Below are 13,757 nucleotides of genomic sequence, written 5' to 3' on the forward strand. Positions count from 1 at the left end.
TTAATTATTTATTGGAGGGTTTTGAATCGAGTAATCGTATCCCGGATAAAATGTGCTGACAGTTCTGTGTTTAATTAACTTTTGCCCCCCGCCATTGTAGTAATATTCTCCTGTATCGGGATCTTGTGCTTTGCCGCCATAATAGGTTCGAAGGGGAATGCCTAATTCAGATCTAATCATGTTTTCTTTATGAGTTGCTTGAAACTCATCTGTTGGAAGTCCATTAACTATTGTATTATTCTTATTCCCCAGATCAGCATCCGCGGCATGGCCTAACAGTTCATGGGAAAGATTAATTTCTGGACGGCTCGTAAAAGTCGGGAAACTCCCTTCAGCTGTAGCTTCGGCACCAGGAACTGGATTCCAATTAATTGTTCCTCCCGATCCTCCTTGAATACTTTTGTCATTTTTATCTTTAAGACCAGCTGAAACTAACTGGTTCGCGTATGCTTTAATGGGATCATTATTTATGAATTCTGATTTCCCATTTGTTAGATTAATCGTGAAAATATTTTTAGAAGTCGCCAATTGGTTTATTGTTTTAGTTGCCGTTTTGGATTGTCTTAGTTTAGCCAGTGCTACCCCGACAACAACATTCGCCCAAAAGCCGCCATTTGCCCGGATCGTATCCCCCAAAGGATCATTGTTCAAGATCGGATTATTCCTCATTGCAGCATAAGGGCTTTCAGATACATTAGGTTTCGGGTCGGCTTGCCACCATCTGCCGCCTAACTGTACGTCAAGTTGTCTGAAACGCGTTTCATACATCTCCAGCCCCGATCCATCGGAAAACTCCTTATTCTGCAATTCCGAGCCTTTATTGTATCGATATTTATTCTCAGCATAACCACCCTTCAACGCTTTATCAGAGACACCAGCCATGGTGAGTCCACCTGGGTAATAGTGCGTCTCTTCCAGCAGTGGTCCTCGCGTATGTGTCACTTGCAGATTATCAAAGTACACATCTATATTCGGCGTGGAATTGCTGAGATAAATATACACATATCCGCTCTTAGTTACAGGCAGATTTAGTCTAGTATGCTTTTTAAGCTCCTGGTCATTCCCTACTTGCTCAAAACCACTGCTTTCTGCGACATAGTTAAATTGCTCATCGAACAGCACCCAATTCACAAAAGCCTGGGGACGGGTACTAATGGTAGAGGCGTTCATATCTGACAGGAATTCCGAAATATTATCGCTCAACGGAGTGCTATTGGCTTGTAACACGGCCGAAGAAGGATGGCCCCCACCCGGAAGAGCACCTACTCCACTGATCAACGCCGCCAGTAGGTCAGATAGTGGATTGGCGGGTGTTCCGGGAGAAGTACCATTGAGCTTGTACCAGCTGCTGGCCCGGATGCTGAACTGGTCGCCTGCCATGACCTTAAGTGTGATGCCCGGTCCGATCTTGGGTCCCGTAGTGCCGCCGTTCAGCCTGGCCACATTTTGGTTGGGGTTGGTTGTCGTATCAGTGGGGTATCCTGGAGGCAAAGCTGTCCGGGTATTATCCAGCTTGCTGTAAAATAAATTTTCCGTAGCGGCAGCGCCGGGCTCCATAGTGGCAGCTGGGTAGCGATCGGTTTGCTGTTCATCTGTCAGCACCATCCGCGTATTGCCCAGGTGATCCTTGATGAAATAGTCGTATTTGAAAGAAGTTTTTGCTTGTCCGCCCGTAGTATCGGAAGCTACCCTTATGCGTCCTTCCTCCTGACTGATTAGTTGCAAAGTGTCTGCCGGAGCACCGTTATTCGCGCCTGTTGCCCGCTTGCCCTGGTATTGGAAGGGGCCAATATAGGTAGTGACTGTTTGTGCGCTACCGGCGCTGTCGACTGTGGTCTTTTTTATCTTATTGCCTGCCGCATCATAGATGTAAGTGATCGTCCCCTTTGTGCCTGTTGCGCTTCGCACCTTGACTTGCCAGGGGAGATTAAGATGATTGTAGATAATCCCATCGGTCGTCTGGCTGCCAATGTCCTTGTTGAGGTCCCTGGTCATGTTGCCGTTGATGTCATATACATAGTCGATGGCCGTATTGGTTTTTCCTGTATTATAGGGACTGAGCGACGAAGTGCGGAAGTCGCCCATCGTGGTCTGTGCGTCGTTCCGGCCGTCGATGACGTTCCTCAGTTTGTTGCTGTTGGCATAATACGTGTAGCTCAGGGAATCTATCGGATGGCTACCCCCCAGTTGCCATCCAGACTGCAGCATTGCTTTTATGTTGCCGTTTTCATCGTAGGCGGTGTTGGGGTCGGTGCCGTTGCCCATGATGGTACTGAAGTCGATGCCCGCCGTTTTGTCCCAGGCGCTGCCGCTGTACTGGTTAAAGTCGCCATACATCAAACGGCTGGCCGCATCATAGCCAAAGCCATATGCCCGCTGTTGCCCGTCTCCCTTGCTGCGCCATTTTGTACCCGCAATATTGCCATTAAGCTGATTAGATCCAAACCCCCAGTCGTAGCTCAGCTCCATCCCAAACCAGCGATTGTTGCCGCCGTGACTATTGTCGTTGTTCGAGTAGTCCTTATTGATCCCCTTTAGCCAGCCACGGATATTGTAGGTGTAGTCCTGTGTCTCCAGGAAACTGCCATCCGTGGGTCGTTGCCCCAGGTGCTTTTGTTTCAGCCGTCCCATCTGGTCGTAGTCGTTTCGGGCGATCAGCCTTTTGGTAGAGTCGGTCTCGTTGATGATTTTGTACACTTCCAGCAGCCTTCCCGCGTGGTCGTAATTGAGGTTGGTCTTGATACGCGTGTTGTTGTTGGTTAGGGCGGCCGGGTTTTGATGATGATAGAAACTTGAAATTATTTGTCCCGTAAAATTATAGCGGTTGGTAACCTTATCTGTTGCACCCCTGTAATTGTCAGTCTGGGTCTGGATAACCCGGGCGCGATCATCGTAAAAATTTGCGGTAGCCAGCCATTGCCCTTGGGTGAGATCATTAGGGTCTTCGATCACCCGGACTTTTGTGGCCGTCACCAGGCCGATGGTCTGGACGGCTGCCTGATCGCTCGTGGAAGGAAGCAGCTCTGCGTGCTGGTTGGTGCCAGCGTCTAAAAAGGAATTATAGAAGGGAGTAAAATGCTTGTCCGGAGTATAGCTGTAGTCATCATAAAAAGTCATCGTCAGGGCAATGAAATTTGCGTTTGTGGGCAAGGGATTATCCAGGACTGGCAGCGTGTTGCTAAAAGCATTGCCGGTGGTGGTGCCCGTGACGATCTCAGCCGTAAAGTCCACGGTAGTCGGCGTTTCAAAGCCATTATCCAGGGTGATGGAGTTCAGCGCCCGCCAATCACCAGTGGCTGCGGGATCCACCAGATTGACGTCTTGGGCGAGGGAAAAAGGGGTCGTTCCATTGACGGTCACCGTACCGCTGGTGCCAGTGCCTGTATGGGTAGTGACGTACTGCTGCAACTGGCTTGGGTTCCCGCTATAAGTGATCATGCCGGTGGTTGTGACGCGGTTCAATGCATCGTACATTGTCGTCATCCATTGATTCCTTGCCCTCATATTGCCATCCTGGCTGAAGACCTGGCGGTCTCTTTGATCATAGATCATATATACCCAGGCTGCACCGGGAACTTTTTTTGCGGTCATTCGCTGGCGCTGGTCGTATTCATACCGGTAACAAAGCTCGCTGATCGTCGTTGTATCCGCGCTCAGGTTCCAGCTATTGCCGTAGGCGATGGTCACGGCCTTGGGAGAGAGCACAAACCGTAATTGATTCAGGTCATCATATACATAATAAGTGCTGAGCCAGCTGTTGTACCCGGTGTAGTCTGTCGGCACAGTGTTCACCTGTACCTTCCTCAGCACTACCAGCCCTTGCTTATCCTTATACTCCACCACGGCATGCCCTTGCTCATCGACTGATACATTCTTGTATAACTGTCCGGTGGGATAATATCCGGAAGAGGTGGGGATATTCCTGGTGATATCGTTGCTTGCGTGGGTCAATGTATCGTTGGTGATATTCCAGATCACTACGCTGTCCGCAGCAGTATTGACCAGGTATTGCTGTGACACACCTTTGTCACTTCCAGCCCAGCTGTTGCCAGGCGCCATACTTTTCAATGGCCTGTTGAGTGGGGACGACTCGTACTGGGCTTGGGAATAAAACACTTGCTCCCCTGTATAGGCCGGCTGCTCCGAAGGATAGACATTCTGGTAAAACCCTTTTTGCGCGTTGAACGGGTCCTGTTTGAAGCCGCCATCGCTGCTGTTGGCGTCTGTCTGTACATAAGGAAGGTATTTATAACTCTCCCGGCCAAAGGCATCGTAGATGACAGGCGTCACAACATCACCGGGACTGCCTCCCGGCGTTGCCTGTCTGTTGACAGTCTGCACCGGCCGGCCCAATCCATCAAAATAGGCGGTCGTTTCTTTTACGTCGAAGTAAGCGGCGGCGGCAAAGGATGCAGTATCCGTAATCCTTCCCATGGCAACCCTTTCCTTTACATAATTGATTTTGGGAGACTGCCCGCCGATCATATAGCCCGCGGGGGTAGTAGCTACCGTTCCGGAAGGTGCGGGTACCTGTGTGGCCGTGGTAGGCTTATTGGAAGGAGGCGCCTGCGCCTCAGCAGTAAATGATATTCCTGTCAGCCAGATGATGATCCCTAATTTAGAATATTGCTTACACATACGTCAAAGTAGTTGGTAATAGCCTATTTTTTAGACCGGATGAGTTTTTCAAGGGCATCGATCCGCTGCTGTAAGGTCTGCGCTTGTTGCTGTTGCCTTTCCAGCTGCTTGTTGGCTTCGATCAAATAAAGGGTTAGCTCTTCTACTTTTTTCAACAAGGCCGCTTGCTGGGCAGCAACATCGATGCCATCCCGTTGCGCTTCCGCTGCGGGGATGATGTCCGGCAGGTGCTTATGCATGCGGAGATACTGTTCCAGTTCGGCCAGGCCTGGGAGGGCATATCCCTTCTCAAACACGTAGTCCGGCCAGGTACCCGCTGTCTTCACCTTCACTTTCGTAAAGATAGCCGTGCCGTTGACCGCCAATTTGTAGCCTTGCGTATTGCTGGTGCCGATGCCGATGTTATCTGTAGAATCGTATAACGTCCCTGTGCCGCTGACATATTTCCAGCGACCGGATAAGTTTGTCCGGTAACGCAGATTGCCGAAGGAGTCGGTGACCAGCGTTCTTTCTAGGGTGCTGTCACTGGTCAGCCCTGCCAGCCGGACAGTGCCTGTGGTGTGCAGTTGGGCAGATGGGGTTTTGGTGCCGATGCCTACGTTTCCGGCGGGGGTGATCCTCATGTGCTCGATGTTCTTTGTCCGCATTGCCAGCGCGTTGCTATCCACCGTTCCCACGAAAAAAGTGTCTGCATTGGTGGCGATATTGCCGGTGGTCGACCAGAAATCATTCAGCGACTCCACCTGCGCAGTGATGGAGGAAGTCGCGGCGTTGCCCGAGCCGTCGATTGCACGCGCTTTCAAGGTGTAGGTGCCGGGATTGGAAGCTACCCATACCATGCTGTAAGGTGCGCTGGAGTCGTCGCCTATCTTCACTGAATCCCGGTAGAATTCCACATGACTGATGGTGCCGCCGGTTTCCGATGCATCGGCGGAGATGGTGATATTGGCGTCCTCCGGCAGTGTGATGTTAGGCGAAGGGCTGGTGAGGCTCACCACAGGGGTGGGAATCGCGGTATAGCCACGGGTGATCTGCAGGCCGCTGATGCCGGCTACATTAGTAGTAGACACCGTATTGACATAGACCTTGATCTGGCCGCTGGAATTAGGGGCAATATTATGGAAGACAGCTCCATTGGCAGTGTTATAGCGAAGATTCACATCAGCATAGCCGTAAACGGTCGCTCCCGCGACAGTATAACGCGTCGGGTCCATGCTAAAATACTGGTCACCCCAGCTGCCTGTCATCGACACGGTATATACACTGTCTACATTCAGTCCACTGATGATCAATTGGGGAATGGCAGCATTGTAGCTTGCCAGCGAGGCATCATATTGGAACCAGTGATTGGCCATGACGCCAGCAGGGAAAAAGGTGCCGTTTGTCATGCCCCCTCCATTATACGCTGCCACATTATTGTACCCGGCCCAGTTAGCAGTGGATACAGAGCTGATGGTTATGCTGGTAGCAGCGTCAGTCGCTGAACGAACCGCGATGGAAGGATCCCCCGACACGTTGGTCCATCCGGAGATGGAGACGGCCGCTGCGGTGAAATTGAAGCTGGAGGTCTGGGCTTGCAGGTATTTCCCGCAGATGCTGACCAGGAGGAAGATCGCAATTATTTTTTTGATGTATTGCATATAGATGGGATGATGGAGTGAATGGTTAAGGGTTGGTTTGGGTGATGCCATTGATGGTGATGGTCCAGCTTTTTGACAACAACAATTGCACGGCCGTATAGCTGTAGTTGCTTCTGGTCCCTCCGCCTGCGTCCAGGATGATGGTACCATTGGTTACGCTCTGCCCTGCGCCGGTAGCTACCTGGATCAAAATATTATCAATGACATTGGTGTCCAGCGGTATCAGGGGGCTATTACTGTCGTCCAGATGATTTTGCGTGGTCGCTATGATCTTAAGGAAATTTAGATGCCTGAGCCCGGAAAGGTCCTCATGACTCCAGTGATCCTCGTTGATTTGCAGAAATTCCAGTTCGGCGAAATAAGTGTTCCAGTCGCTTTTCAGGCGGCTAAGCTTAAAAGTAGTATCCCTATAGCCTGTCCTGTAGTAGGACAATGCGGTCGAGATCTTTTTGAGCCCGGGGTTGTATTGCATAAAGTCCTGCGCATAAGACATATTCACATTTGGATGAAGCTGATCTCCATTGACAAGATTGAAATACGTCACAGAGTGGATACTTGACCAGTTGCTGATAGCTGCAACGGTATTCATGGTGCTATCCGCGTAACAACTACTCCCAAAGATGGTCAGACTTTGAGGCACATTGCCGCGCAGGTTCTTCAGGGCGAGCATACTGGATGCAGGATTCGTAGCATTGTCAAGATGGCAAGTACTGGCACTATCACTGTGATAGAATGTCACTGTCTTCAATGTCGAATTCGGATATGTATGAATATAATAAGGAATACTCGCCGCGTATTCACCGCTGGCAATGACGGAAGTAGTGGTATTAGGAGGGAGCGTAGGAGCCACATCGGTGGCGTTACCGGGCAATCGCATGCCTGTTCCGTCACCAAAGTCAACATAAGCCCCGTTGGGATTGCGTACCCCGTCAAACTTGTTACTTGCGATATCTACCTTATAATAGCGGCAGCCCGTCACGCCTGCCGGCAAGGTCATACCGCTGTTCAAGGTCATATTGAAATGCAAAGGATCGCCGCCTGCGGAGAGTGTGCCGATCCTGGCATTGGCAGTGTCGGCGTTCCACAGTGTTACAAAGCGGGAGGGGGTGGATGCTGTGTCCAGCAACTTGCCATGGACATTGAAGACCCCTACCGGGTAGCCAATGGTGTTGGTTCCTGAAAGGGTCTGCATGGTGACGATGTAGCAATTACTGCCACATCCGGAAGACGCCTGGTATTGGTACTCGAAAGTCTTGATAATATTCTGATCCTGGTCGCGGATGCGATTTAGCCTGCCAAATCCATCGTACTCATAATATTTGGTTTTGCCTCGCGGGTCCGTCTCGCTGGTAATACCAACAAGGGGTTTATAGGTATAGGTGCTTATCAGTGCTTTTGCTCCCGAAAGTCCCGTTCGTATTTTATTTATTTCAGTACGCATCTGCTGATCTGTCGTCGCAGGGTTGTCCAGTATTGCCTGGTTGATGAAACCTCCGACTGTCGTACTATTGCTGCCTGTTATTTTGGCTACAGGGTACTGGTTGTTGTACCCCCAGAGATACGTGCTGACAATGCCGGACTGATCCTTGACTTCCAGGAGATTCCCTTTGCTGTCATATTTAGTGGCTTCTATATTTGTACTGCTATAGTGCGCGTCTTTGCCGGTCCCGTTAAACATGGTGAAAGAACTCAATGGGGAACTTATTTCCAGTTTGTATTGTTTGTCCATCAAATACATGGTATCGGAGTTAAAGATCACCTGCTTATAAGTATTAAGCACGCTGCCGGTAATATTCGTATCCAGGTAAGCAATGGTCTCCACCGGGTAGTTCAGCATATTTCGCCGGGTCATGGAGTCGTATATTGGTGATGAAATATCGAAGGGATACCGGTAAACATTTTTCTTATCTATCCCCTTGCTGGTACGGAAAGTTGTTGTAGAAGGCAGTTTATATTGATTGTAGGAATAGCTGGAATATTGTTGAACAGCATTATTGGTCAACTGATCAAATGCTGTATCCGTGGAACTAGATATTTTGCATGTGCTGAAATATTGGTTGACGAACATGTATAAGTCATCGGCATGTATGTTGTTATCCGGAGAGGTTACATAATTCTTGCGACCGTAAACGCCATGGCTAACTGCCGAAGGAGTAAAAAAGGTGTAAGTATTTACCACTTTTTTCAGCATTTTTCCAGCCTGGTCGTACGTAGCTGATTCAACAAGTTTACCCCGTTCATAACCTCTATTCCCTTTCTGACCGACTGCAATATAACCATCGCCGAAACCGCCGGGTACGTCATCGGGATGGGTATCAAAATTGGTGTACTTATTGGTGACAAAATCCAAAATATTCCCGTTTTTATCTTTTGTTATTTCCGTCACCTCGGAATATCCCAGCGGGCTGCCTTCCGTCATCGCAACAGGACCCTGGGGAGCTCCGAATCTCATCGGGCCCCTGGTAATACCACCAGGAAAGACTACAAAATTCGGTCGGTTACCTAATATCCCGCTGGATAATGCGGGATTATAAGAAGGTTTAGCATAGTCCTTGCTATAGATATACTCGTGGATAATATCTATGGCTGAATCTGAGCTTTTATGATAGATTTTTTTTATTCTCAGGCCGGGCCCCTGCTCTTTAGCGATAGAATTCGACCTAAGGCGTTTGCCGGTGATATAGTAGGTCACATTATCGGCTGTATTCAAAGGAATATTGAGAAAATCTTGTAAAGCAGGGATATCATAATGACCGGGAGGCAAAGTCACAGTCCTTACAATGTCCATGCCTGAGATCGTGGCATACATAGGCGCCGTTAGTTCAAAAAACTGTACAACCTCACCGTTGCCGTTGGGATCTCCAAACTTGTATAGGATCCAGTGCGTATCAAATGCATCCCATTTCCATGTTACGGGAAAATAGAACGCGCCTGAATCCAGCGAATAGTCATAAAAAAAGGAATAATCATTAGGCTCATATTCAAACAACACACTGCCGCCGGTGGGATATTTAATTTCGGTAAGTATACCTGCGCCGACAGTATTCGGATTGGGCTCTCTGTTCGGAGTATAATAGAATGGCATGTTGGGCTCTGGCCAGATATCCTTGGGAATACTGGTCGAGTCCTGGTTATTATTATAATACCCCCAAAGGTCCACTTGGGCCGACTGATAGGGCGGCAACTTTACTTCATTATAAACAAATTGATGCGATGGAAGGCTTCCGCTAACACCTTTTTCAGTTAATGACAATAGCGTCAGTCTTTTATTCCTTGCGGTGTCGTATGTAAATGCGAAGCTTTTTTCCCGCGCTGCAGCAGCTTTATTGTAAACCACAACAGAGTCTAGCCGCTTCCAATTGCCCAGATCAATACTTCCGTTTTTCAATTCATTGGTAGTGGACGTATAGAAATCCAGTCGGGTGGATGTGCTTTCTATGCTTTGTAAGTAAGCATGAAAGGTAGCCGTTCTGGATATCCGTGCCCCAATCCCGTCCCAGGGATCATAATCGCCGTTGGAAAGGGGAGATATTTGATATGCGTAATTTTGAGTATTCCCGGAAGGCGTTCTGTTTTGCACTTTGGAAGTATACGTATAATTCACCGTCTCCCCATTGGGGTAAATGATCTGTGCAAGGTACCAGGCGGTTGCATAGCCGCTGCCCACAAGTTGATTATTCACTACATTGCAGGATGTTTCGATCAACTCTCTTGCATATCCAAACCTGTATCTGGTGCCATCGTTTTTCGTAACAGTAAACCCTACAAATGGATGAATTGTGCCGCCTTCCAGTACATCTAATATTCTGGGGTAGTCATAGGCATTAATTCTTTCAATCTCAATTTTAATGCTGGGGTCGTCCATCACATGAAAATTTCCGGTATTGTCGATCATAAATTTTCCACTGAGTCCGTCAGCATTGACATAAAACTCATCAGGGCACCCATCAGCCAGGGTACAGAGATCATTCCAGCACCCCATACCTACACCACCCTGGCTAAAGCTATAAGGGAGATTTATACTGGTAGCACTGGAGTATGAATAATAATACCCGACAGCGTCTGTTTCATCAGGTATAAAATTCATGATCCTTGTCACAACACCTCCTGCATTTAATGTCCAGTTATTTCCCACCCATCCGGGATGCGCATCAGGTTGTATGCCGCCTGTATTATAACTCAGCGATATAAGAGGCATTTTTTTATCATTGCCGGTATTGACAGGAATATTGACCGATGCTTTTCCCGTATGCATACTGACTGGCAAATTACCCACCAATCCCAGGCTGGTCGCTTCAGGGCTGGGGAATTGAACCATTAGAGCATTTGAATTATTCTGGGCATAGAGCTTCATCCCTAAAAGCATAAACCCAATTAGGAAGAGTGTTTTGTTTCTTATCATTGATGTTTACAATATATTTTATAAAACATAAGCTAATCTAAACACCACTGCCTGTGTCCTCGGCACCTGCTGATAGCTGAGAAAATCCCAAAGCAGCTGCACCTTTGTCTTCTTAAATACCCTGCTCTTCATCGATATGGCCTTGCTGATCCCAATGAGGCCGCTTTTTTTCCAATCATCCCACTGATGCAACTGCTGGTAGGCGGCAAATGGTTTGTTGTAGTTATACTCAAATCCGCCTGTTGCCGAAAGGCTCCCCTTCAGCTTGATCTCCACATATGATCTGAGGCCCACCCCCTGGCTGGAAAAAGCAATATGCTGGATCCCATTGCCCCAGCCCAGCTTGTAGCTGGCGCCCAATCCGACAATACTGCGGTCGCTGAGCTTGTAGCCCGCCGACAGCCCGAAGTCCGATACCGTTGGGAAATAGTAATTATTCCGTGTGGTCTGAAAATTTGTTCCATACTCCAATCGCTTCCAGAAAGTCTTTGTCTTTTGATGATTGGGCTGGAAGTCCGGTACATCCACGTCACTGCTGCCGCCACCCAGTTTTGTCAATTTATCTTTATAGGTGCTTAGTTGGGATTGTGCGGATTGGATATTGGATTGGATAGAGGCAAGCCCCCCGGCCCCTGCTGCCGATACTTGCTGTTGTATAAGCCCTGCTATCTGGTCGCGGGTCTGCAATCCAGCCAGACTGGCCGGATTGCTATAATTTCCGGGCAAATTGAATAACCCTGCCAGTTGGGAATTCTGTTTCATGAAGGTCTGAAAGGACGGCAGCTTGTTCAGCAGGGCCAGCGCCTGCTTTGTTAACTTGTCAGGGTCGTTCAGCATTTCCTTATACTGGCGTACCTGCTGGGAATAATAATAAACATCCTGGTTCATGCCCTGGTAGTCCTTGCCCAGTAGACCAGAGAGATTGCTATGTTGTTGAACGTATTGGGAGATCTGCTGCTTCCGCTGACGAACAAATTCTTTGATCTGGTCAGCGTCCTGCATTTTAGCCTCCAGTATCTGTAGTTGCTTAAGAGAGCCAGCAGCGCTATTATTTTTCAGGAATTTCAGCATTCCCTGCAGTGAATCCGCATAAGCCTGATATTCCCCACTGATATGCAAGCTCCTGCCCCCTGTATCACTGACCAGCTTTCGGGACAGTACATCATACTGATCGATCGACCCTGCAAATAATGCCTTTGCGGCTACGGAATCTTTTTTACATAATTTCTCATACATGCGCCGTTCACGCTTGCGCATGTGTTCCAGGTATTTTTTTGATTGACGTGTAAGTTGATCGTCCATGCCGGCGATCTTGTGCTCCATCCGGCTGAAGAATCGGGAAGGAAAATTTGTGATAGCAGTTGCCCTGTCAGGATTATCCTGCGCACGACAGCAATAAGATATACTCATGAGCAGCAATAGGATTGCGCTCCGGGGTCCTTGCATGAGAAGCCGGTTTAGGGATGTTACGCAGGGCATTACCCATACGTCTAAGGGGTTACTATTGACTAACTAACCAGAGGAGGTTGAAATAGGAGGACGAGCGAGTAAAGAAAAATACGTAGGACGAAGTAAAGAAAAATTTTTTTAATTCGCCAACAAATGAATTAAAATATTTTTTAATGCACCATTACTGCTGTGTCGTTCCGCATTATAAAGTGTCTAATAAAAAGCTCCCTGCTTTAGGGAGCGATTTTCCTTGTTTGTTGTGAACGTTGTGCTACTAACCTGACGCCGACCTGAATATTATAATCAAAGGGTTATAAGATCACGGGCTTTTCTTCACGATTATCGCTGCTTCAATATTTTCCACGAAAAGGCGACTTCTTTTCGGATAACAAGCAAGTCCAGAAGGCTAATGTTTACTTTCCCTTCTTCTATACGTTTTAATTTCTCAACTGGCATACCTAATCTCTTTTCCAGTTCTTTGTCCGTAAGATTGTCCCGTTTGCGGAAGTTCCTCACTTCGAGCCCTATCTTTTTCAAAAGGGGGATCACATCCTGATCCATTTCGTTAATCATTACAAGGTGAATAGAATTGTTTCCAAGAAAAAAGGCCGGATCGAGGACCTTTTGAATATAGACCTGATATAGAAATACCTGGCCTTCATTTAAACCTTTTCCTGTAGGGCGCTTGTGTAAAAACACTGGCCCGTCAGAACTGTGTGTCCTTGCTATTCCAACCAAACTTTAATGTCGCTAACACGACACTAAACAAAGTTTACTTTATCTTGATGATTGCATTGTTGTCAAAGAAACAGACCATGGAAATGGTGCTGTTTATTTTTAAACCTTATCCTTCGGGACGCACGTGTTGAAACACCGGTCCCTTCAGAACTGTGTCCTTGGTATTCCAACCAAACTTTAAAAAGAGTTGCGCCTTCTAACAGGCAATAATTTTCAGGTTGTTTCGAAGAGCCTTTGAAAATAGACCAGGTATAGAGATACCCCGCCTTTTTTAAACCTTATCCTTTAAAGCGCATGTGTAAATACACCGGCCTTTTCAGAACTGTTGCTATTCCAACCAAACTTTAAAAAATTGAGGTGAAGCTCGTCTAGAGCGCACATCAGACCTCCAGAATGCGTTCTTAGAAAAACCGATCGGTCGTTAAAGGGAACGCTAAAATAAACAAAAATTTACAATATAATAAGTGTTTTAATGACTTTAAATAAGTAAAACAATGATCATAATAAGTGTTTTGTGCATTATTGATCTTGCTTTTACGGATCAATGCTTTATTTGCAAATGCCTCAAAATAAGTACTTGGTTGCCAAAACACTACTACTTTCAGGAGAGGTGAAATCCCTTTCTGATTTGCTGGCCATTATCGATAAAACACCCTTTTCCCGGGAAGCTAAGACTACGCCGGAGAGGTTCAATAGAATGCTGGACAACCCGGCTCTGTTCCGTCTCGGCGATATCTACAATATGGCCCAGATAATCGGTGTTGACGATAGACTGCTCCTGAACCTTATTCACAATGAATACATCAAACAGCGGAAAAAGAAAGGCTGATACAGGTTGCAGGATGAACATCTCTTTTCTGCCAGGATCCAGCCGTTGTTTTTCTTCAGGA

General features: G+C 47.6%; 6 protein-coding genes. 1 reads left to right on the top strand and 5 read right to left on the bottom strand.

All coding sequences use genetic code 11. The features are described from left to right. The 5 genes from Q4E93_RS22005 to Q4E93_RS22025 form a co-directional block, all read right to left on the bottom strand. Positions 1 to 4,638, bottom strand: coding sequence for a DUF6443 domain-containing protein (locus tag Q4E93_RS22005; RefSeq protein ID WP_303588947.1), 4,638 nt, complete (start codon positions 4,636 to 4,638; stop codon positions 1 to 3). Positions 4,639 to 4,661: 23 nt separating this feature from the next. Continuing rightward, a complete protein-coding gene (locus Q4E93_RS22010) occupies positions 4,662 to 6,278 on the bottom strand; it encodes an Ig-like domain-containing protein (RefSeq protein ID WP_303588949.1) in 1,617 nt (538 codons plus the stop codon). Between the two features lie 25 nt (positions 6,279 to 6,303). Continuing rightward, positions 6,304 to 10,596, bottom strand: a complete 4,293-nt coding sequence (locus Q4E93_RS22015; RefSeq protein ID WP_303588950.1) for an RHS repeat domain-containing protein — start codon at positions 10,594 to 10,596, stop codon at positions 6,304 to 6,306. Between the two features lie 102 nt (positions 10,597 to 10,698). After that, positions 10,699 to 12,126 (bottom strand): hypothetical protein, encoded by a 1,428-nt coding sequence (locus Q4E93_RS22020; RefSeq protein ID WP_303588951.1) that lies wholly within the window; start codon positions 12,124 to 12,126, stop codon positions 10,699 to 10,701. A 342-nt stretch (positions 12,127 to 12,468) separates the two neighbouring features. After that, the gene (locus tag Q4E93_RS22025; RefSeq protein ID WP_303588953.1) at positions 12,469 to 12,867 is read right to left on the bottom strand and encodes a helix-turn-helix domain-containing protein; all 399 of its coding nucleotides are present in this window, start codon (positions 12,865 to 12,867) and stop codon (positions 12,469 to 12,471) included. A 577-nt stretch (positions 12,868 to 13,444) separates the two neighbouring features. On the opposite strand from Q4E93_RS22025, the gene Q4E93_RS22030 reads away from it, so the two are divergent. Then, positions 13,445 to 13,696 (top strand): hypothetical protein, encoded by a 252-nt coding sequence (locus tag Q4E93_RS22030; protein ID WP_303588955.1) that lies wholly within the window; start codon positions 13,445 to 13,447, stop codon positions 13,694 to 13,696. Positions 13,697 to 13,757: the final 61 nt, after the last annotated feature.

This window comes from Flavitalea plasmicola (assembly GCF_030546645.1).
Lineage (GTDB): Bacteria > Bacteroidota > Bacteroidia > Chitinophagales > Chitinophagaceae > Puia.